The organism is Streptomyces sp. JNUCC 64, from assembly GCF_054484115.1.
In genome coordinates this window covers 7204283-7224076 of the sequence record NZ_CM137015.1, presented here as the reverse complement: position 1 = coordinate 7224076, position 19794 = coordinate 7204283, and the positions used below count along the sequence as shown (strand labels likewise).

Genomic DNA, 19794 nt, shown 5'->3' with positions numbered 1-19794 from the left:
GTCGGACGGCGGCCGGTCGGACGGCGGCCGGTCGGGCCGTCCGGGAGCGTCCGTTCCCCGGACGGCCCGACGGATCGGGTGCGCCCGGCCGGGCAACGGCGGCGGCCCCCGTCCCGCCCCGGAAGGTCGCACGGGGAGGGGCGGGGGCCGCGAGGCGCGTCAGACGGCGGGCGCGTCGGGACCGATGCGGCCGTGGGCGGCCGTCTGGACCTCGTCCTCCTCGGCGGGATCGGCGGCGAGCCTGCGCAGCCGCTCCACGACCCGGGCGTCACCGGTCTCGGCGTGCCGGGCGGCCAGCTCGCGGGTGGTCTCCTCGCAGTCCCACAGGCATTCGACGGCGAATCCGGCGGGGAAGGTCCCGTCGGTCGCGGCCAGGGCGCGGGCCGCCCGTCCGCGCAGCTGGGAGGAGGCGGTCTCGCGGTAGACGTGGCGCAGCACGGGGGCCGCGCAGGCGATGCCGAGCCGTCCCGCGCCGTCCACCAGGGTCCACAGCGTCACCGCGTCGGGGCCCTCGCAGCGGACGGCCTCCCGGAGCGCGCCGAGGACCAGGGGGGCGTCATGGGCGCCGCCCCGGCAGGCCAGTACCCGTCCGGCGGCGGCGCCGAGCGCGTCCGGCCGCTGCACCCAGGCGCGGGCCCGGTCGACGGCGGCGGCGCTGCGCATGCGTTCGAAGGACTCGACGGCGGCCTCCGCGACGGTCACCGAGGGGGAGGCGACGGCCGCTTCGATCAGGTCGAGCGCGAAGGGGTCGTGGACGTCGGCGAGATAGCGCAGGGCGGCCGAGCGGGCGCCGTCCGCACCGCCGAGCGCGGCGTCCCTGATCTCGGGGCGGTCCTCGGGTCCCGCGACGGCCGTGAGGCAGCGGGCGGCGGGCGCGTGCAGCGGGGTGCCGCGCCCGTCGCCGCCGTCGGCCCAGTCGAGGACGGCGCGCACGCTCCAGCCGGGGCGCGGGCCGGTGGAGTCGAGCTGGCGCTGCCAGCGGTCGAAGGAGCCCCGCTCGCGGGCGGCCCGCACCCGCGCGGACACGGCCTCGCGGGGGTCGTCGGCCCACAGCCGCCACGGCCGGGGCTCGTAGGCGTCGCGGACGGCGGCGGCCAGGGCGGCCTCCCCCTCGGGGTCCCGGGCGAAGCGGCCGAGGACGGGGACGGCGAGGGCGCGCAGCCCGGCGTCGTCGTCGCGCAGGGCCAGCTCGTCGAGGGCCCAGGCCCAGTTGGCGCCCCGGACGACGTACCGGCGCAGCAGCTCCAGGGCGTCGCGGCGCCCGTAGGAGGCGAGGTGCCCGAGGACGGCGAGCGCGAGCCCGGTGCGGGAGTCGCCGGGGTCGAGGGCGTCCTCGGGGTCGAAGAGGTGCGCCTCCACCGCGTCGAGCCCGCCGTCGAGGTCGAGGTAGAGCCGCGCGTAGTACAGGGAGCGGTTCTCCACCTGCCAGTCGTGGCGGGGGTCGTGGCGGACGCAGTGGTCCAGGGCCGCGAGCGCGTCGGCTCGCGGAGCGGTGAGCGCGTGCAGCGTACCGTCGCCACGGCCTCTCTGGAGGAGACCTAGCAACGTGCCACTGGGCGCTATGCCCGAATCGAACATGGGAAACAGCCTCACATCAAGCGTCGAAGCGACCGGGGACTCGCACTACCACCAGGTCACGCGACAACACGTCGGGGCGCCCGCCGTCTCATGCTTGCTGTAGACCATCTTCCTCTGCCTCTCGTCGGTGGCCCGGGCCGGGCCGTTCACGGCCCGCGCGGTGCGGCAACACCTGCCCATCCGTCGCGTCCGTGAATCACGTGGTCATGATGACCCAGGCGTTCACAATGCCGCGACCGATTTCCCGGACCGGCGTTCCGCCTGGTCAGGGGCGGGGTCGGCTAAGGGGTGCCGAAGAGGTCCAGGAGGTGTGTCCGGCCGAACATCCGGGCCGTGTCCACGGCCGAGGGAGCGCCCGCGGCCGGGTCGGCGCCGCCTTCGAAGAGGACCCGGACGACCTCGTCCTCGCCCTTGAAGACGGCACCGGCGAGCGGGGTCTGGCCCCGGTCGTTCTGCCGGTCGGGGTCGGCGCCACGGGCCAGCAGGGCCCGGACCGCCCCGGCGTGCCCGTGGTAGGCGGCCAGCATCACGAGGCTGTGGCCCTGCTCGTTGGTGAGGTCGGCCGGGACTCCGGCGTCCACGTAGGCGGCGAGGGCCTCGGCGTCGCCTTCGCGGGCGAGGCCGAAGAGCTTGGTCGCCAGTTCCACGACGTCGGCGTCGGGAGTGGTCCCGGGGTCAACGGGTCCGGTCATCGGAAGGTGCCTTCCTCTCGACTGCGATCAGGGCCCCGGCCAGCGGAAACGAGCGGGCACGACCGCCGTACGGGTGAACCGACAGGGTACTGCCCGCAGGGGCGCCGGAGGGCCGGACCGGCAGGGCTCGCCGGACCGGGCCGCCGGGGAACGCGACACCCCGGCCGTGCGGGTGAACCGGTGTGCGCCGGTCGGGTGAAGCACGCCCCTCTTCACCCGAACGCACCTTTTGTCGTACGGATACCTGCGGTGAGCCTGGAACAGCTCATGGTGACTGTCCCCCACCAACCAGGAGAACCCCATGATCCTCTCCATCTCCGGTGTCGTCCTGCTCGGCATCATCGTGTTCCTGTTCTTCCGCAAGGACGGCCTCAAGGGCTCGCACGCCCTGGTGTGCTCGCTCTTCGGCTTCTACCTGGCGAGCACGGCGATCGCCCCCAGCATCAAGGCGGGCGGGGCGAGCCTCGCCAGCCTCCTCGGCGGAATCAAGTTCTGAGCGCTCCCCGCCCGCTCCCCTCCGTACGTCCCCCGAGGAGACCGACGTGGTCCGCCCCCTCCCCCGCCTCCCCCGCGACGGCGCGGCGTCCCTCGCCCGCGGCCGGGAACTGGCCCGGTCGGCGGCCGACAGCGCCACCGACGTCCTCCACCCGCTGATCACGCTGGCCCGGGGGCTCCGGCGGCTGGCCGGGGCCGGGCGGCGCAAATGGGAGGGGACGCCCCGGGACGGCCGCGGCGGTCTGCTGTTCCTCGCCGCCTCCGTGGTGCTGGTGGTGGCGCTGGTGCCGTACGGCCCGCCGCTGGCCGTCGTCACCCTGATGGCGGCCGCGGCCTGGTACGGCAGGGAGCGGACGCCCGCCGGGCCCGCCGAGCCCGACCCGGCGCACGTCCGGCGGCTCGGCTCGCTGTACGAGGCGCTGGTGCCGTACTTCTCGGTGCCCGAGGACCCGGCCCCGCTGTACGCGCACGGCGGCGACTGGGAGGAGGCGTTCGGCGGCTCCGCCTTCGACGGGGAGGGCCGGATCTCCCGGCTCCTGGTGCGCTACCCGGCGTACTTCACGGACGGCGAGGCCGCGTCCCGCGCCCGTATCGAAGGGGTCCTGCACGCCAAGTCGGGGCGGGGCCGGGAGTACCGCTTCGACTGGGACGAGGAGCGCAACGAGCTGACGGTGACCGCGCTGGCGCCGCTGCCCACCGACATCGCGGCGCAGCGGTTCGTGACGTCCCCCGGCGAGCTGGTGCTCGGCTTCACCGACCCCACCGGGGTGCGGCGGACCCTGCCGGTCACGGGCGGGTCCGGGGACGCCCGGGACGAGCCCCCGGTGGTCTGGCGGACGGGGCCTCGCTCCACCGAACCGCATCTGCTGGCCGTGGGGCGTCCCGGCGACGGCACCACGACCCTGCTGCGCTCGCTGGCCCTCCAGGTGCTGCCGCACGGGGACGTGCTGGTGGTGGAGGGCACCGGGACCGGCGAGTACGCCTGTCTTGCCGGGCGGCGGGGGGTGCTGGGCGTGGAGTGCGGGCCGGTCGGCGCGCTGGCGGGGCTGGAGTGGGCGTCCGGGGAGACCAAGCGGCGGCTGATCGCCGTGAACGAGGCCCGTGGGGCGGGACGGGTCCCGGACGCGGAGGTCAGGCGCCCGCTGTACGTGCTGGTCGACCGTCCCTCGGTGCTCGGGCACCTCACGGCGGACGGGGGACGCGATCCGCGCGCCCTGCTCCAGGTGCCGCTGCGGCACGGGCGGGCGGCGGGCGTCACCGTCGTCGTCGCCGAACAGTACGACGCGCTGGACACCCTCTCCGACACGGTCCTGCAGTACACCCGGGCCAGGGTGGCCCTGGGTCCGGTGGGCGAGGGGACCGCGCGGGTGCTGGGCGCGGCACCGCTCACCACCCCGGTCAAGGCGGTGCCGCCGGGCCGGGGCCACGCCCGGCTCGGGGACGGCCCGGTGCTGCGGCTCCAGGTCCCGGCCGCCCCCGACCCGTACGACGACGCCACCCCCGAGGCGCTCCGGCGGGCGGTGCTGGCGCTGCTGCCGACGGCGCTGGGCGAGGCCGACGAGGCGGCTGAGGCAGCCGGGGCGACCAGGGCGCGTGAGACGGCTAGGACGGACGAAGCGACCGGGGCGGACCGGACGGCGGCGGGCACCGAGGCCGGGGGCGACGCCGACACGGCGACGGAGACGGACACCGCGCCCGGGGAGAGCGCCGGAACGGGACGGGACACCGAGTCCCTGGACTTGTCGGAGCTCCACGGGGCACCCGCCGGGCAACAGGCGCGGCGGCCCCGGCCGGAGACGGTGGCGGCGGAGGGCTGACGTCCCGGGAAGCCCCGGAGGTCCGAAAGCCCCGGACGCCCCGGCCACTCCGAACGGCTCGGACACCCCGGACCGCCCCCCGTGCGCCCAGAGCGCCCAGAGCACCCAGAGCACCCAGAGCACCCAGAGCACCCAGAGCACCCAGAGCACCCAGAAGAGGTGCCCCGAGGCACCCCAGCCACCGGTTCCCGATCGCACCGCCGGGACGGACGGACCACAGGCCCGGGGCGGACCACCAGCCGGGGGGGCGGGCTGACGCCCCGGGCGGGAACGGCAGCCCGGGGCGCCCCGGTCAGGCCACGAACGTCCGGGTCGGCTCCGCCCCGTTCGCCCCGCCCGCGCCGCCCCGGACCAGCCGGGCCGCCGCCGCGAGCCGTACCGCCGCCTCGTCCGCGACGGCGCCGCCCACCGTGAACGGCAGCCGTACGTATCCCTCGAAGGCCCCGTCGACCCCGAACCGGGGGCCGGACGGGACCCGGATGCCGACGCGTTCGCCCACCTCCGCGAGCCGGGAGCCGGACAGCCCCCCGGTGCGCACCCAGAGGGTGAGGCCGCCGCGCGGCACCTCGAACTCCCAGTCCGGCAGCTCCCGGCGGACCGCCGCCACCAGCGCGTCCCGGTTCTCCCGGGCCTGGTCCCGGCGCAGTTCCACGGCCTCCTCCCAGCCGCCGCCGCGCAGCAGCCAGTTGACCGCGAGCTGTTCCAGGACCGGGGTGCCGAGGTCGGCGAAGGCGCGGGCCGCGACCAGGCTGCGGATGACGTCGGGGGCCGCCCGCACCCAGCCGATCCGCATGCCCGCCCAGAACGCCTTGCTCGCGGAACCGACGGTGATCACCGTGGAGCCCGCCGGGTCGAAGCCGCAGACCGGACGGGGCATGGTCAGCCCCTCGTCCAGGTGCACCTCGCTCATCGTCTCGTCGACGATCAGGACGGTGCCCGCCGACCGCGCGGCCTCCACCAGGGCGCGCCGCTGGTCCTCGTCGATCAGCGCGCCGGTCGGGTTGTGGAAGTCGGCGACGACGTAGGCGAGGCGGGGCGCCGCGTCCCGCAGGACCTGGCGCCAGCGGTCGAGGTCCCAGCCGCCGAGCCGCTCCGCCATGGCGACGGGCACCAGCCGGGCGCCCGCCTCGCGCATCAGCTGGAGGATGTTGGCGTAGCTGGGCGACTCCACGGCGATCCGCTCGCCGCGTCCGGCGAAGAGGTGGCAGATGGCGTCGGTGGCGCCCATCGCCCCGGTGGTCACCATGATCTGCTCGGGCATGGTGGGGATGCCGCGCGCGGTGTAGCGGGCGGCGATCATCTCGCGGAGCGCGGGCAGCCCGGCCGGGTAGTCGCCGTGGGTGTGGGCGTACGGCGGCAGTTCCTCCAGGGCGCCGTGGACGGCGCGGGTGAGCCAGGGCTCGGGGGCGGGCAGCGCGGCGCAGCCCAGGTCGATCATGGAGCCGAGGGCCTCCGGGGGGAGCGGTTCGAGACCGCGCGCGGGCAGCGGGTTCCCGGCCGGGACCGAGGTCCAGCTCCCGGCGCCCCGACGGGACTCCAGGAACCCCTCGGCGCGCAGTTCCTCGTAGGCGGCGGCGACCGTGGTGCGGCTCACGGAGAGCGCCAGGGCGAGTTCGCGTTCGGCGGGGAGCCGGGCGCCCACCGGCACCCGGCCCTCCAGGACGAGCAGCCGGACGCCGTCCGCGAGGGCCCGGTACGCGGGCGGTCTGCGGGTGCCCGGTCCCGCCGGACGGTCCTGCTGGGAGCCGAGCAGACGCGCGAGCTGCGCCGAGCCCACCGTAGAAGTCCACTGAGCCATGCTCTTCGGTCCACCTTTGTTGAATTGGCCATGGAATGAAGGCTTCCCCCCGCCACAGAGTGACACGAGCCAGGCCACCATGACCACAGAGGGGCACACCTTGTCGACTTCGCCATCCACCCGGGCCCCCGACCCGACCGCCGGGGACGACCCCGCGACCCCCGTCCCGCCCCCGGCACCGGCCTCCTCCCCCGCCGCGACCCCGTCCCGGCTGCCCCGCAGACTGCTCCAGCTCTACGGCGGGCTCACGCTGTACGGGGTGAGCTGCGCGCTGCTGGTGACGGCCGGACTCGGGCTGGAACCGTGGGGCGTGCTGCACCAGGGGCTCGCGGAGCTGACCGGTCTGACGATCGGGGCGGTCACCATCGCGGTGGGCGCGCTGGTGCTGCTGCTCTGGATCCCCCTGCGCCAGCGGCCCGGACTCGGCACCGTCTCCAACGTGGTGGTGATCGGCCTCGCCATGGACGCCACCCTGTTCCTGGTCCCCGAGGCGCGGTCGCTGGCCGTCCGGATCCCGCTGCTGGTGGTGGCGGTCGTCCTCAACGGGGCGGCCACCGGCCTCTACATCGCGGCGCGCTTCGGCCCCGGACCGCGCGACGGGCTGATGACCGGGCTGCACCGGCGCACCGGGCGCTCGATCCGGCTGGTGCGCACGGCACTGGAGGTGGCGGTGGTGGCCACCGGCTTCCTGCTCGGCGGCACCGTCGGGGCGGGCACCGTCCTCTACGCGCTGGCGATCGGCCCGCTGGCGCAGTTCTTCCTGCGGGTGTCCGCCGTGCCCGGCGCCCCCGCCGGGCGGGCGCCCGTGGCCCGGGGGAACGGGCGGGGGGCCATACTCTCCCGGTGACCCCAGCGCCCCGCCATCCCTATCTGGACCACCCCGCGCCGCTCGCGTTCGCCCATCGCGGCGGCGCGGCCGACGGCCTGGAGAACACGGTGACCGCCTTCCGGCGGGCCGTGGCCGCGGGGTACCGCTATCTGGAGACCGACGTCCACGTCACCGCCGACGGACGGCTGGTCGCCTTCCACGACGCGACCCTGGACCGGGTCACCGACGGCGCGGGCCCGATCGCGGAGCTGCCCTGGTCGGCGGTGCGGCGGGCCCGGGTGGGCGGTGCCGAGTCCGTCCCCCTCTTCGAGGAGCTGCTGGAGGAGTTCCCGGACGCCCGCTGGAACGTGGACGCCAAGTCCGGCCCGGCGCTCGACCCGCTGATCGGGCTGATCCGTCGCGCCGGGGCCTGGGACCGGGTCTGCGTGGGCTCGTTCTCGGAGGCCCGGGTCGCCCGGGCCCAGCGGCTCGCGGGCCCCCGGCTCGCCACCTCCCTCGGGGTGCAGGGCGTCCTCGGACTGCGGCTCGGCTCCTACGGGCTGCCGGCCGCCGTGCGCGGCTCCGCGGTGTGCGCCCAGGTTCCGGAACGGCGGGGCGGGGTACGGGTCGTGGACCGGCGCTTCGTCCGGGCGGCCCACGCCCGTGGGCTCCAGGTGCACGTGTGGACGGTCAACGATCCGGACCGGATGCGCGCGCTCCTGGACCTGGGCGTGGATGGCATCATGACCGATCACGTCGACGCGCTGCGGTCGGTCCTGACCGAACGGGGCGCGTGGAACTGAGCGGACCGCGCGCGGGGCAGCCCGCGCCGGGGCACCAGGGGGAAGCGAGGGGCCGGTGGGGGACGAGGCCGTGCGGACGGAACCCGACGACGACGTCGGGCGGCGCCGCGAACAGCGCGGGTGGTACGTCTACGACTGGGCGTGCTCGGTCTACTCGACGACGGTGCTCACCGTCTTCCTGGGGCCGTATCTGACGGAGGTCGCCGAGGCGGCGGCCGATGCCGGGGGCTACGTCCACCCGCTGGGCGTCCCGGTGCGGGCGGGTTCGTTCTTCGCGTACACGGTCTCGCTGTCGGTGATCGTCGCGATCCTCGTCATGCCGCTCGCGGGCGCCGCCGCCGACCGCACCGGACGGCGCAAGCCGCTGCTCGCGGTGGCGGCGTACACCGGGGCGGCGGCCACGGCGGGGATGTTCTTCCTGGACGGCGACCGGTATCTGCTCGGCGGGGCCCTGCTGGTGGTCGCCAACGCGTCGCTCGCGGTGTCGATGGTCCTCTACAACGCCTTCCTGCCGCTGATCGCCCGTCCCGAGGAGCGGGACGCGGTGTCCTCGCGGGGCTGGGCGTTCGGCTACGCCTCGGGCGCCCTGGTGCTGGTCGCCGATCTGGTGCTGTTCCTGCGGCACGAGGACTTCGGGGTCTCGGAGGGGACGGCCGTCCGGATCTGTCTGGCGTCGGCGGGGGTGTGGTGGGGCGCGTTCACGGTGGTCCCGCTGCGCAGACTGCGGGACCGCCGCACCGGCCCGGCCGGGGACCGTCCCGCCGCGCGGGGCTGGCGGCAGCTCGCGGCGACCGTCCGCGACATGCGCCGACGGCCGCTCACCCTGGCGTTCCTGCTGGCGTACCTGGTCTACAACGACGGGGTGCAGACCGTGATCTCCCAGGCGTCGCTGTACGGCTCGCGGGAACTGGGGCTGGAGCAGTCGACCCTGATCGTGGCGGTCCTGCTGGTGCAGGTGCTGGCGGTCGCGGGGGCGCTGGGCATGGGGCGGCTGGCGCGGGTCCACGGGGCGAAGCGCGTCATCCTGGCCTCCCTGGTGCTGTGGACCCTGATCCTCGGGGCGGGGTACTTCCTGCCCGCGGGGTCGCCGGGCTTCTTCTTCCTGCTGGCGGCCGGGATCGGTCTGGTGCTGGGCGGCACCCAGGCGCTGTCCCGCTCGTTGTTCTCCCATCTGGTGCCGCCCGGGAAGGAGGCCGAGTACTTCTCGGCGTACGAGATGAGCGACCGGGGCATGTCCTGGCTCGGCCCGCTGCTGTTCGGTCTGACCTACCAGCTGACCGGGAGCTACCGGGACGCGATCCTGTCCCTGGTGGTGTTCTTCGTGCTCGGTTTCGTCCTGCTGGCACGGGTCCCGGTGCGCCGGGCGGTACGCGACGCGGGCAATCCGGTGCCGGAACGGATTTAGCGCATGGGGGCAAAGGGCGGTAGTGTACGCCTTTGGCCTGCCAGGCGTACCGTTACTGCGCGCCAAACCAGCCGAAACGTTGGGTGACATCTCCTGTCAGATGTGACAAACCGGGCGCCGGTGGGTACTGCATTGGTCAACAAGGCCGCGGCTACGACGGCGACGCAGGAGCCCGGAACGGGAATCTTTACCGCCGACCGGACGTTGACCGGATGACGACGACAGCGACACCTGTCCTGTGGGCGACAAGCCCGGGAGGCACGATTCATGAGTGAGCGAGCTCTTCGCGGCACGCGCCTCGTGGTGACCAGCTACGAGACGGACCGCGGCATCGACCTGGCCCCGCGCCAGGCCGTGGAGTACGCATGCGAGAAGGGGCACCGCTTCGAGATGCCCTTCTCTGTGGAGGCGGAGATCCCGCCGGAGTGGGAGTGCAAGGTCTGCGGGGCCCAGGCACTCCTCGTGGACGGCGAAGGCCCGGAGGAGAAGAAGGCGAAGCCCGCGCGAACGCACTGGGACATGCTGATGGAGCGGCGCACCCGCGAGGAACTCGAAGAGGTCCTCGAAGAGCGGCTGGCCGTACTCCGCAGCGGCGCGATGAACATCGCCGTTCATCCGCGCGACAGCCGCAAGTCCGCCTGATCACCCCCCTCCGGGGGGGGAGGCGGACCACAGGCCGACAGCCGACGGGCGGGTGCCACATCAGGTGTGGCACCCGCCCGCGGCTTTTTCTTCTGCCCGCCCCGACCCGTGTACGGGCCGGGGCGTCGCTGTGTCCCGTGTACGGGACCGGGGCGTCGCCGTGTCCGTCCCCCGCCCGGTTCGGCCCCGTTGACCCGCTCTCGATCCTCTTCCGTCCCGTTCCGGCGCCCCAGGGGGTCACGACGGGACGGAGGCCGGACGACGGCTCAGGGGGTCAGCGGGGGGCGGTGTTCCCGGGTGCCGGGCCCGGGGGCGGGCTCCTCGTCCCGGACGACCTCGCCCTGGACGACCTTGCCGCCGGGGCCGCGTGTCCGCGCCTGCTGGAAGACGTCCCCCAGCGAACCCGGCGCCGCGGCCCTCATCCGCCGCTCCAGCGCCCGTTCCGCCCGCCGCCCGAGGAACCCCCGCACCGGAGGCAGCAACAGCAGCAGCCCCAGCGCGTCGGAGATCAGCCCCGGGACGATCAACAACAGCCCGGCGAGCATCACCAGTCCGCTGCCCTCACCGGCCCGGGGCGCGGTCGGCGGGGTCCCGTTCTGGGCCTGCTGGACGGCCTCGGTGAGGTTGCGGAAGGCCCGGCGCCCGGCGGCCTTGATCACCACACCGCCGAGGACGGCACCGGCCACCAGCAGCAAGAAGACGGTGAACCCGCCCGCCGCGCCGGCGACCAGGGTGAGCAGCCAGATCTCCACGACGAACCAGCCCGCGAGGGCCAGCGGCAGGACCCTGCGGAGCCTGCCGGGTCGGGGACGGGACGGGGAGGGCGGGGTCGGTGCACCGGTCGTCATGCGTCCAGTGTGCCTGGCCCGGCGTCCGTCCCGCGTAAACGGGGGCGGTCAGCAATCCTGCGCGGACTCCGCTCAGGGTGGACCGTCCGGAACCGCGGGGTGGGGACCGTCCGGAACCGGTGGGTCAGGAGCCCTCGGTCCGTGGCGCCCCGGCCCGGCTCGGCTCACCGGCGCCGGAAGCCCCGGAGGCCCCGGGACCCGTGGGACCGGACGGCTTGCGCTTGCCCAGTCGCTCCGTGACGCCCCAGGAGGTGACCCGCCACAGCGCCTCGACCAGGATGTCCCGGCTCATCTTGGAGTCGCCGTGGACCCGCTCCACGAAGGTGATCGGCACCTCGACGACGTGGAACCCGGCCCGTACCGCGCGGCGCGCCAGGTCGACCTGGAAGCAGTAGCCCTGGGAGGCCACGTCGGACAGGCCGAGCCCTTCGAGGGTCTCCCGGCGGAAGGCCCGGTAACCGCCGGTCACGTCGCGGATCGGAACGTCGAGGAGGATCCGCGAGTAGGTGCTGCCGCCGCGCGAGATGAACTCGCGGGACTTGGGCCAGTTCACCACCCGGCCGCCCGGGACCCAGCGGGAGCCGAGCACCAGGTCCGCGCCCTTGAGCGCGGTGAGCAGCCGGGGCAGCTCCTCGGGCTGGTGGGAGCCGTCGGCGTCCATCTCGATCAGGACGCCGTACCCCTCGTCGAGGCCCCAGCGGAACCCGGCCAGGTAGGCGGCGCCGAGCCCCTCCTTGCCCTTCCGGTGCAGCACGTGGACCTGCTCGTCCTCCGCCGCGAGCTCGTCGGCGAGCTTGCCGGTGCCGTCGGGGCTGTTGTCGTCGGCGACGAGGACGTGCGCGTCGGGCACCGCGGCCCTGACCCGGCCGACGATCGACTTGACGTTCTCGGCCTCGTTGTAGGTCGGGATGATGACCAAAGCCGTACCCAGCGGGCCGAACCGCCGCTCCCCGGCCGGGGAGATCGCGTCGCCGTCGTTCACAGAAGCCCCTTCGTGCATTCGTACGCAGGTCTCCACCATAGTGGGCGGCACCCGCGGCATCGTGCCCCGACGGGAACGGGGCGGCCGACTTCGCCCGGCTGCCACGCGGGTGGACGGGGCGGAGCGGGGGATCGGGCACGCGGATCGGGGCCCGGCGCCCTTCGGTCCGGCCCGGGACCCGCTGGCTGCGGATCGACCGGGTCCGTTGTCTACTGAGCGGCCGGGCCCCATCGGTCCCACGCGGCCCCGTGCTCACCGGGAGCAGGGGGGACACCGATACCGGCCGGAACGTTCCCCCGCCCCCGAGGCGCGGGAACTGGGCCTGGCTCCCAGCGGTGGGACGCCGACGGCGCCCCACCCCTGACCCAGCGGCGTTCGACGACTGCGCGGACGTTCGCCGGTCGGACGTCCAGTGGTGGACCCGGCCGAACCTACCCGGCGCCGACGGCGTTCTGTCAATACCCGGGCGACCTGCGCGGATCCCGGGAAACCGCAGATCAGCACGGGTGCCCGGAGGACGGTCGGCGCGGCGCGGCACCCCCGGTCGGGTGCGCGCCGCCGTCACGCGTCACTCACCCGGCCGTACGTACACCGTCCGTCCGGCCACCACGGTGCGCAGACAGCGGGGCGGCTCGGCCTCGGGCGTGAGGTCCGGCAGCCCCGGAGTGCCGGAGCGCGGGTCGGTGGACCAGCGGGCGACCCGGTCGTCCGGGGCCTGGACCAGCAGGGGTCCGGTACGCCAGACCGCGTAGTCGGCGGGCGCGCCGGGTACCAGGACACCCGCGTCGTCCCGGCCCGCGGCGCGCCAGCCGCCCCGGGTGTGGGCGGCGAAGGCGGCCCGCACGGAGACGCCGTGTCCGGGGGTGCGGTGGAAGGCCGCGGCGCGGACGGTGCCCCAGGGGTCGAGCGGGGTGACCGGGCTGTCCGAGCCGAAGGCCAGGGCGACCCCGGCGCGCAGCAGCGCGGCGAACGGGTTGAGGGCGGCGGCCCGCTCGGCGCCGAGGCGGTCGGTGTACATCCCGTCCGCGCCGCCCCAGCGGGCGTCGAACGCGGGCTGCACGGAGGCCGTCAGGCCCAGTTCGGCGAAGGCCGCGATCGTCCGCGGGGTGAGCATCTCCGCGTGCTCCACCCGGTGCCGGGCGGCCCTGATCCGGGCGAGTCCGACGCGTTCGGCGGCGGCGCGGACGCCTTCGACGACGGCGGTGACGGCGGCGTCGCCGATCGCGTGGAACCCGGCCTGCAGCCCGGCCTCGGTGCAGGCGACGACATGGGCGGCCACCTCGTCGGCGTCCAGATAGGCCGTTCCGTGGTGGGGGGCGTCGGCGTACGGCTCGTGTAGGTGGGCGGTGTGGGAGCCGAGGGAGCCGTCCACGAAGAGGTCGCCCGCCGCGCCGAGCGCTCCGAGGTCGCGGATCCGTTCGGCGTCCTTCGCGTCGGTGACCCGCTCGCCCCAGTAGGCGGTGACCCGGGGCCCGGGCTCCTCGCGGGCGAGTCGCAGCAACCCGGTCAGGTCGTCCTCGCTGGAGATCTCCGGGCCGCCGCACTCATGGACCGATCCGATGCCGAGGGAGGCCGCGTGGCGCAGCGCGGCGCGCTGGGCCCCGGCGCGCTGGGCGGGGGTGACCGCGCCGAACGCGGCGGCGCGCACCGCGTGGTGGGCGTCCCGGGTGAGGGGGCCGTCGGCGCGGTACCCGGCCTCGTCCCGGATGCCGGGGACGAGGTCGAGGAGGGCGGTGGTGACCACGGCGGAGTGCACGTCGGTGCGGGAGAGGTAGAGGGGACGGCCCCCGGTGGCGGCGTCGAGTTCGGCGCGGGACGGGGGGCGGTCGTCGGGCCAGCGGGCGGCGTCCCAGCCGTGGCCGAGGAGGACCCGGTCGTGGGGGCGGGCGAGGGCGTGTTCCCGGACGCGGTCCAGGGCGGCGTCCCGGGTGGCGGCGCCGGTGAGGTCCAGCCCGGTGAGGGCGAGTCCGGTCGAGGTGGTGTGGACGTGGGCGTCGGTGAAGGCCGGGGTGACGAGGGCGCCCTCCAGGTCGACGGTCTCGTCGGCGGTCCGGGCGAAGGCGTCGGCCGCCCCCTCGGAGCCCACCCAGGCGACCTGGCCCCGGGACACCACCATGGCGGTGGCGAAGGGGTCGGCGGGCGAGTGGATCTCTCCCCCGCGCAGGAGGACGGTGCCCGGCTCGGGCTCGGGGTCCGACGGGGTGGTTGCGCGCTGGCTCATGCCTCCAGTGTCCCGGCCGTCGCGCGCCGTCCGGCGGCGGGGCCGTCGCGGCGCGCGGCGGGCCTCCCCCGTGGACCGGGCGGAGCGGGGGCGGGAGGCGGCGGGTCCGCTCAGATCCTGGGGGGACGGGCCTCGTAGGGGGTCGACAAAACGACGGTGGTGCGGGTGGAGACCCCGGCGAGGCCGCGCAGCCGGCCGAGCAGGTGCTCCAGTTCGCGGGGGGTCGCGACCCGTACCTTGAGGATGTAGTTCTCGTCCCCGGCGACGCTGTGGCACGCCTCGATCTCCGGTACTCCGGCGAGTCGTTCGGCGATGTCGTCGGGCGCGCTCGGGTCGAACGGCTTGACCGAGATGAACGCCGTGAGCGGCAGGCCGACGGCCTCCGGATCGACGACCGCGGCGTAGCCCCGGATCACCCCGCGCTGCTCCAGCCGCCGCACCCGCTGGTGCACGGCCGATGTGGACAGGCCGGTGGCCTTGCCCAGGTCGGTGTAGCTCATCCGCCCGTCCTTGACGAGCAGCTCGACGATCTGACGATCCAGCTCCTCCATGGCGGAAACCTACAGCTCCGGTGATCGTCGGGGGTACCGGAAGGGCGTTCGACCCCGTTCCGAGACCAATCGGTGACGCGCGGGGGCGCCGCACGGCCGCCCCGTACCCCGAACGGCCCCCTCTCCGCCCACCATCCCGCCATTTGTGTGACGAACGCCACAGCTCGTTGGTGGCGTTCGGGCATGTGGGGCGATTATCGCCATGACGGGACGGGAAGTGCTTGCTGTGGCCGAGGCCACAGCGCCCGGCCCGCCCATCGAGGGGGAGAGTTCCCACATGCAGAGTCTGAAGCGCCCCGGCCGGCTGTCCCGGATCAAGCAGCGGCCCGCCGTCGAACCCGAGCCGGAGGGCGTCGAACCCGGCGTCGCCGACGAGGAGGAGTTCGACGCGTACGACACCCTGGACCTCCACCGGGTGATCTGCCCGGACTGCGCCCAGCCCATCGCCCTGCTGGCCGATGAGGACGCGCTCCCGGAGCACGCGATGTGCCCCACCCCCTGGAACCCGTTCGGGCTCCGGGTCTGCGCCGGTACGGGCCGCCCCGCCGCCGGTGCCCGCCCCGCGGACGAGGAGGCGGGACCGGAGCGGGAGACCACCGCCGTCCTGCTGACGCTCCCCCAGGGACTCGACTGGCGGACGCAGCCCTTCTCCCACGTCGGCGGTCCGGGCTCGCGCCCGATGCGGGTCCCGGGGATGCGGCGCGACGCGGCCTGACCCGCCCGCCCCCGCACCGACCCCCACCCCCGAAGCCCCCCGCACCGTCTTCCGGCGTCCCCCGTGGACGCCGGGGAGCCGTCACGCCCCGTCCGGGCCCACCGGGAGCACGCTCCGGCAGCGCTTCGCGCCTCCGCCGCGTTCACCCGTTCCCCAACCCCCCGCGGCCCGGTTCGGCGAATTGACGCTCCGTCATCCCGCCTTCCTCATAAGCGAGTCGATGATCCGCATCACTCTCGCGAGTGATGTCGAACCCATGCGCGGTTTCCGGGGTTGGTGACCGTCTTGTCCGGTATCGCGTTGGCCATGGCATGACGTCCACCCTCGCGGATCCGGAGAGGCTGCGCCGCGTCCTCGTCCCCGCGCCCGAAGAATCGGTTCCGCGACTACCGAGGCGCACCGGGCCGCGCACCGGGCCGCAGCCACGGCCCCGTCCCGCGACCACCGCGCCGACCGCCGGTCCCGATCCCCATCCGCCCCTCTACCGGGCCCTGCTGGCACGGTGGACCGACGAGGGCCGGGCGCTGCCCGGGACCCCCGACCCCGAGTGGGAACGGCTCGCCGCGCCCCTGGTGCGCCCCGGACAGTTCGGCGGGACCGCCGCCGGGCCCTTCCGCCACGGCTGAGGCCCCGGGGGCGGTTCCGCGCCGTCAGCGGGACTCCGGGCCCGCCACGTGCCGGGCGATCACCATCCGCTGGATCTGGTTGGTGCCCTCCACGATCTGGAGGGCCTTGGCCTCCCGCATGTAGCGCTCCACCGGGAAGTCCGCGGTGTAGCCGTAGCCGCCGAGCACCTGGACCGCGTCGGTGGTGACCTTCATCGCCGTGTCGGTGCACAGCAGTTTGGCCATCGCCGCCTCCTTGCCGAACGGGCGTCCCGCGTCCCGCAGCCGGGCCGCCGCCAGATACAGCGCGCGGCCCGCGGTGACCTGGGTGGCCATGTCGGCCAGGAGGAACCGCAGCCCCTGGAAGTCCGCGAGCGGACGGCCGAACTGGCGCCGCTCCACCGCGTACGCCACGGCCGCGTCCAGGGCGGCCTGGGCCACGCCGATCGCGCAGGCCGCGATGCCGAGGCGGCCCGAGTCGAGGGCCGACAGGGCGATGGCGAACCCCTGGCCCTCCGCGCCCAGCCGACGGGCGTCGGACACCCGCACCCCGTCGAAGTGGAGCGGGGCGGTGGGCGAACCCTTCATGCCCATCTTCCGTTCGGGCGGCGCGGCGCTCAGCCCGGAGGCGTCCCCGGGCACCAGATAGGCCGTGATGCCGCGCGGGCCCTCGCCCCCCGAGCGGGCCAGCACGGTGTAGAAGTCAGCGATCCCGCCGTGGGTGATCCACGCCTTGGTGCCGGTGAGCAGCCAGTCCGCGTCCGGGTCCGCGCCGTCCCGGACCGCCCGGGTCCGCAGGGAGGCCGCGTCCGATCCGGAGGCGGGCTCGGAGAGGCAGTAGGCGCCGAGCAGGCCCCCGCCCAGCATCGCGGGCAGGTGCTCGGCGCGCTGCTCCTCGGTGCCGAAGCCCGCGAGGGCGTGACAGGCGAGGGTGTGGACGCTGACCCCGAGGCCGACGGTGAGCCGGGCGGCGGCGAGTTCCTCCAGGACCTGGAGGTAGACCTCGTAGGGCTGGTCCCCGCCGCCGTACGCGGAGCCGTAGGGGAGGCCGAGCAGTCCGGATCCGGAGAGCAGCCCGAAGACCTCCCGGGGGAACCGCCCGGCCTCCTCCTCGTCGGCGGCCTTCGGGGCGATCTCGTGCCGGGCGAGTTCCCGGACGAGCGCGAAGAGTTCACGGGCTTCTTCGGTGGGGGCGATCCGGTCCACGGGCTGCGGGACGTGGGTGGTCATGCGCGGTCCTCCCTGGCAGTTCGGGGGCGGTCGCGTGGGTGGGGCGAGCGCTTCCCTGCGGATCCGGGCGCCGGTCCGCACGCGCGCGGTCCGGTCTCCGGAGGTACGGCACTGCCCAGCCGATGGTGCCGTCCCGGGTCACGGGGCCGGAGCGACCGACGGCTGTGGCGCGTCGAGTATGCCCGATCGGCGGCAGTTCGTCACCGGTGTCGATCTTCGAACCGGTGAACGGGAGTTGGTCCACACCATTGACCCGACTGGTCTAGTCCTCCTACTGTTCCCCCGGACACTCCGTGCCACCCCCCACCCACACCCCGTGTCCACCTCCACCGGTGCCCGTGGACCCCACCTTCCCGCGGAACCGGCCCAGCAGGCCCGCTCGGTACAGCGCCCCCACCGTTCCCCTCCCCCACGAGGTGATCCGATGCCGAAGCCGCACCGTCCTGCCCGTTTCCGGGCCCTCGTCTCCGTCCTGTGCAGTGCCGTGCTCGGCGCCGGTCTGCTCGCCGGGGCGGGCACCGCGAGCGCGGGCGAGGCCGCGCCGCAGCCGCTGTCGCCGCCGCCCCGGTCCAAGGTGGTCGGGTACTTCACCGAGTGGAGCGTCTACGGGCGCAACTACCACGTCAACAACATCCAGACCTCCGGCGCCGTCAACAGGCTGACGCACATCAACTACGGCTTCGGCACCGTCAAGGACGGCAAGTGCGGCATCGGCGACGAGTACGCCGCCCTGGACCGGATCTATCCGGCCCACCAATCCGTCGACGGCGTCGCCGACACCTGGGACCAGCCGCTGCGGGGGAACATCAACCAGCTCAAGGAGCTGAAGGCGAGGAACCCGCAGATCAAGGTGATCTGGTCGTTCGGCGGCTGGACCTGGTCCTCGGGCTTCGCGCAGGCCGCGCGGAACCCGGCCGCGTTCGCCGAGTCCTGCCACCGGCTGGTCAACGACCCGCGCTGGGCCGGGGTGTTCGACGGCATCGACATCGACTGGGAGTACCCGAACGCCTGCGGCGCGAGCTGCGACACCAGCGGCCGCGACGCCTACAAGGAGCTGCTGAAGGCCCTGCGCGTCCGGTTCGGCTCCCAGCTCGTGACCTCCGCGATCCCCGCCGACGCCTCCCCCGGCGGCAAGATCGACGCCGCCGACTACGTGGGGGCCTCCCAGTACGTCGACTGGTACAACCCGATGACCTACGACTACTTCGGCGCCTGGTCGCGGACCGGGCCCACCGCCCCGCACTCGCCGCTGACGAGCTACCCCGGCATCCCGAAGCCCGACTTCCACACGGAAGCCACGATCGCCAAGCTCAAGACGCTCGGCGTTCCGTCGCAGAAGCTGCTGCTCGGCGTCGGCTTCTACGGCCGGGGCTGGACCGGCGTCACCCAGTCGGCGCCCGGCGGCAGCGCCACCGGCCCCGCCCAGGGCACCTTCGAGCAGGGCATCGACGACTACAAGGTGCTGAAGAACCGCTGCCCGGTGACCGGGACGGTCGGCGGCACGGCCTACGCCAAGTGCGGGAACGAGTGGTGGAGTTACGACACCCCCGCGACGCTGACCGCCAAGATGGCCTACAAGAACCGGCAGAACCTGGCCGGGACGTTCATCTGGGACCTGAGCGGTGACACCAACGACGGCGAGCTGATCAAGTCGCTCAACTGACCGTCGTGCCATGACTCTCCGGGCGGCGCTCACGGGGACGCCGCCCGGGCGGACACTCTCCCCCGGGGCGATCGAGACCATCGCGGTGAGAGCGCGGAGGGGCGGGACCTGGTCGCGGGTCCCGCCCCTCCGTGCGCCGGTCCCCTACGCGCCGGGTCCCCCCGTGCCGTCCTCGGGCCGGGCGTCCGCCCTTCGGCACACGGTCGATGACGGTGCGTCAGCCCGGCTCGGCGGGCGGGGCCGGGCAGGAGGGCTCGAACTCCTCGATGGTGCGCAGGGTGCTCCCGAGCAGCCCGACCAGCAGCGCGCGGACGGTGTCCCGGGGCGGATCGCCGGGTCCGCCGATCCAGTCGAGCGTGATGCCCTCGACGCTCCACTGCCAGCCGAGCAGGGCCAGCCGGGCCGTCCGGGGGATCTCCCGGCGGCCGTAGGCGCCCTCGGCGATGGTGTCCACGATCGCCTCCCGCACCCCGTCCCGGATGGCGTGGACCTCGGAATCGAACCCGACCCCGCCCGTGACGATCGCGCGGTACGCCGCCTGGTGGTGCTCGGCGTAGCGCAGATAGCCGTCGATGGTCCGCTCCAGCCGGGCCCGGCCCGGCAGTTCGGGCTCGCTCACGGACCGGGCGACGAGTCCGGCCACCGCGTCCTCGATGATGGCGAGGTAGTAGCCGCGCTTGGACCCGAAGTAGTAGTAGATCAGCCCCTTGGCGACGTGCGCCTGCCGGGCGATGTCGTCCATCGACAGCGCGTCGTACGCGGTGTCGGCGAACAGCTTCCGCCCGATCGCGAGGAGTTCGGCCCGCCGGGTGAGGGAACGGTCGGTGCCACGGGCCCGGACGCGTCCTTCCCCGGGCGGCCGTGATCCGCCGGTTGCCTGCTGCTGACTGGTATCCAAAGGCGGCCTGTGCCTCCCGGCTGGCGACGGAACACCGGGCAGT

General features: G+C 74.7%; 18 protein-coding genes. 9 read left to right on the top strand and 9 right to left on the bottom strand.

Annotated features, from left to right (window positions below; all coding sequences use genetic code 11):
- Positions 1-159 precede the first annotated feature (159 nt).
- Together ACVWNX_RS29770 and ACVWNX_RS29765 are read right to left on the bottom strand one after the other, a co-directional pair.
- The gene (locus ACVWNX_RS29770) at positions 160-1578 is read right to left on the bottom strand and encodes a HEAT repeat domain-containing protein (RefSeq protein WP_454411279.1); all 1419 of its coding nucleotides are present in this window, start codon (positions 1576-1578) and stop codon (positions 160-162) included.
- Positions 1579-1859: 281 nt separating this feature from the next.
- The gene (locus ACVWNX_RS29765) at positions 1860-2270 is read right to left on the bottom strand and encodes an ankyrin repeat domain-containing protein (RefSeq protein WP_454411278.1); all 411 of its coding nucleotides are present in this window, start codon (positions 2268-2270) and stop codon (positions 1860-1862) included.
- A 301-nt stretch (positions 2271-2571) separates the two neighbouring features.
- Between ACVWNX_RS29765 and ACVWNX_RS29760 the strand changes: the two genes are divergently transcribed.
- Entirely contained in the window at positions 2572-2766 is a 195-nt protein-coding gene (locus ACVWNX_RS29760) for a hypothetical protein (protein ID WP_351248210.1), read from the top strand.
- A gap of 46 nt (positions 2767-2812) precedes the next feature.
- Positions 2813-4582: a hypothetical protein gene (locus tag ACVWNX_RS29755; RefSeq protein ID WP_454411277.1), complete on the top strand. Its 1770-nt coding sequence runs from the start codon at positions 2813-2815 to the stop codon at positions 4580-4582.
- Positions 4583-4874: 292 nt separating this feature from the next.
- Here ACVWNX_RS29755 and ACVWNX_RS29750 read toward each other — a convergent pair whose 3' ends face one another.
- Positions 4875-6380, bottom strand: coding sequence for an SCO1417 family PLP biosynthesis transcription factor (locus ACVWNX_RS29750; RefSeq protein ID WP_454411276.1), 1506 nt, complete (start codon positions 6378-6380; stop codon positions 4875-4877).
- A gap of 79 nt (positions 6381-6459) precedes the next feature.
- Between ACVWNX_RS29750 and yczE the strand changes: the two genes are divergently transcribed.
- From yczE to ACVWNX_RS29730, 4 genes are all read left to right on the top strand, one after another.
- Positions 6460-7227 carry a membrane protein YczE gene (gene yczE / locus ACVWNX_RS29745; protein ID WP_454411275.1) on the top strand — a complete coding sequence of 256 codons (768 nt, stop codon included), beginning with the start codon at positions 6460-6462 and terminating at the stop codon, positions 7225-7227.
- Positions 7224-7991, top strand: coding sequence for a glycerophosphodiester phosphodiesterase (locus tag ACVWNX_RS29740; RefSeq protein WP_454411274.1), 768 nt, complete (start codon positions 7224-7226; stop codon positions 7989-7991). The genes yczE and ACVWNX_RS29740 overlap by 4 nt, the downstream gene beginning before the upstream one ends.
- Before the next feature lie 55 nt (positions 7992-8046).
- The gene (locus ACVWNX_RS29735; RefSeq protein WP_454411273.1) at positions 8047-9396 is read left to right on the top strand and encodes an MFS transporter; all 1350 of its coding nucleotides are present in this window, start codon (positions 8047-8049) and stop codon (positions 9394-9396) included.
- Between the two features lie 267 nt (positions 9397-9663).
- The gene (locus ACVWNX_RS29730) at positions 9664-10038 is read left to right on the top strand and encodes an RNA polymerase-binding protein RbpA (RefSeq protein WP_099500427.1); all 375 of its coding nucleotides are present in this window, start codon (positions 9664-9666) and stop codon (positions 10036-10038) included.
- 266 nt (positions 10039-10304) lie between these two features.
- Here ACVWNX_RS29730 and fxsA read toward each other — a convergent pair whose 3' ends face one another.
- From fxsA to ACVWNX_RS29710, 4 genes are all read right to left on the bottom strand, one after another.
- Entirely contained in the window at positions 10305-10886 is a 582-nt protein-coding gene (gene fxsA / locus ACVWNX_RS29725) for an FxsA family membrane protein (protein WP_454411272.1), read from the bottom strand.
- 124 nt (positions 10887-11010) lie between these two features.
- The gene (locus ACVWNX_RS29720; protein ID WP_454411271.1) at positions 11011-11868 is read right to left on the bottom strand and encodes a polyprenol monophosphomannose synthase; all 858 of its coding nucleotides are present in this window, start codon (positions 11866-11868) and stop codon (positions 11011-11013) included.
- Between the two features lie 568 nt (positions 11869-12436).
- Positions 12437-14089: an amidohydrolase gene (locus ACVWNX_RS29715; protein ID WP_454411270.1), complete on the bottom strand. Its 1653-nt coding sequence runs from the start codon at positions 14087-14089 to the stop codon at positions 12437-12439.
- A gap of 110 nt (positions 14090-14199) precedes the next feature.
- The gene (locus ACVWNX_RS29710; protein ID WP_454411269.1) at positions 14200-14640 is read right to left on the bottom strand and encodes an Lrp/AsnC family transcriptional regulator; all 441 of its coding nucleotides are present in this window, start codon (positions 14638-14640) and stop codon (positions 14200-14202) included.
- A 277-nt stretch (positions 14641-14917) separates the two neighbouring features.
- Here ACVWNX_RS29710 and ACVWNX_RS29705 point away from each other — a divergent pair, with 277 nt between their 5' ends.
- Positions 14918-15355 carry a hypothetical protein gene (locus tag ACVWNX_RS29705; protein WP_454411268.1) on the top strand — a complete coding sequence of 146 codons (438 nt, stop codon included), beginning with the start codon at positions 14918-14920 and terminating at the stop codon, positions 15353-15355.
- Between the two features lie 311 nt (positions 15356-15666).
- On the top strand, positions 15667-15981 hold the full coding sequence (locus ACVWNX_RS29700) for a hypothetical protein (RefSeq protein WP_454411267.1): 315 nt from the start codon (positions 15667-15669) through the stop codon (positions 15979-15981).
- Positions 15982-16005: 24 nt separating this feature from the next.
- Here ACVWNX_RS29700 and ACVWNX_RS29695 read toward each other — a convergent pair whose 3' ends face one another.
- A complete protein-coding gene (locus ACVWNX_RS29695; protein ID WP_454411266.1) occupies positions 16006-17190 on the bottom strand; it encodes an acyl-CoA dehydrogenase family protein in 1185 nt (394 codons plus the stop codon).
- A gap of 424 nt (positions 17191-17614) precedes the next feature.
- Between ACVWNX_RS29695 and ACVWNX_RS29690 the strand changes: the two genes are divergently transcribed.
- Positions 17615-18853 (top strand): glycoside hydrolase family 18 protein, encoded by a 1239-nt coding sequence (locus ACVWNX_RS29690; RefSeq protein ID WP_454411265.1) that lies wholly within the window; start codon positions 17615-17617, stop codon positions 18851-18853.
- Positions 18854-19070: 217 nt separating this feature from the next.
- Here the strand turns inward: ACVWNX_RS29690 and ACVWNX_RS29685 are convergent, their stop codons facing one another.
- A complete protein-coding gene (locus tag ACVWNX_RS29685) occupies positions 19071-19751 on the bottom strand; it encodes a TetR/AcrR family transcriptional regulator (RefSeq protein ID WP_454411264.1) in 681 nt (226 codons plus the stop codon).
- Between the last annotated feature and the right edge of the window lie 43 nt (positions 19752-19794).

What these genes read in the sequence shown, in the direction of transcription:
- ACVWNX_RS29690 (WP_454411265.1), top strand. Translation starts at nt 17,615, where the DNA reads ATGCCGAAGCCGCACCGTCCTGCCCGTTTCCGGGCCCTCGTCTCCGTC.
- ACVWNX_RS29765 (WP_454411278.1), bottom strand. Translation starts at nt 2,270, where the DNA reads ATGACCGGACCCGTTGACCCCGGGACCACTCCCGACGCCGACGTCGTG.
- ACVWNX_RS29705 (WP_454411268.1), top strand. Translation starts at nt 14,918, where the DNA reads ATGCAGAGTCTGAAGCGCCCCGGCCGGCTGTCCCGGATCAAGCAGCGG.
- ACVWNX_RS29770 (WP_454411279.1), bottom strand. Translation starts at nt 1,578, where the DNA reads ATGTTCGATTCGGGCATAGCGCCCAGTGGCACGTTGCTAGGTCTCCTC.
- ACVWNX_RS29715 (WP_454411270.1), bottom strand. Translation starts at nt 14,089, where the DNA reads ATGAGCCAGCGCGCAACCACCCCGTCGGACCCCGAGCCCGAGCCGGGC.
- yczE (WP_454411275.1), top strand. Translation starts at nt 6,460, where the DNA reads ATGACCACAGAGGGGCACACCTTGTCGACTTCGCCATCCACCCGGGCC.
- fxsA (WP_454411272.1), bottom strand. Translation starts at nt 10,886, where the DNA reads ATGACGACCGGTGCACCGACCCCGCCCTCCCCGTCCCGTCCCCGACCC.
- ACVWNX_RS29695 (WP_454411266.1), bottom strand. Translation starts at nt 17,190, where the DNA reads ATGACCACCCACGTCCCGCAGCCCGTGGACCGGATCGCCCCCACCGAA.
- ACVWNX_RS29730 (WP_099500427.1), top strand. Translation starts at nt 9,664, where the DNA reads ATGAGTGAGCGAGCTCTTCGCGGCACGCGCCTCGTGGTGACCAGCTAC.
- ACVWNX_RS29710 (WP_454411269.1), bottom strand. Translation starts at nt 14,640, where the DNA reads ATGGAGGAGCTGGATCGTCAGATCGTCGAGCTGCTCGTCAAGGACGGG.
- ACVWNX_RS29750 (WP_454411276.1), bottom strand. Translation starts at nt 6,380, where the DNA reads ATGGCTCAGTGGACTTCTACGGTGGGCTCGGCGCAGCTCGCGCGTCTG.
- ACVWNX_RS29700 (WP_454411267.1), top strand. Translation starts at nt 15,667, where the DNA reads ATGACGTCCACCCTCGCGGATCCGGAGAGGCTGCGCCGCGTCCTCGTC.
- ACVWNX_RS29760 (WP_351248210.1), top strand. Translation starts at nt 2,572, where the DNA reads ATGATCCTCTCCATCTCCGGTGTCGTCCTGCTCGGCATCATCGTGTTC.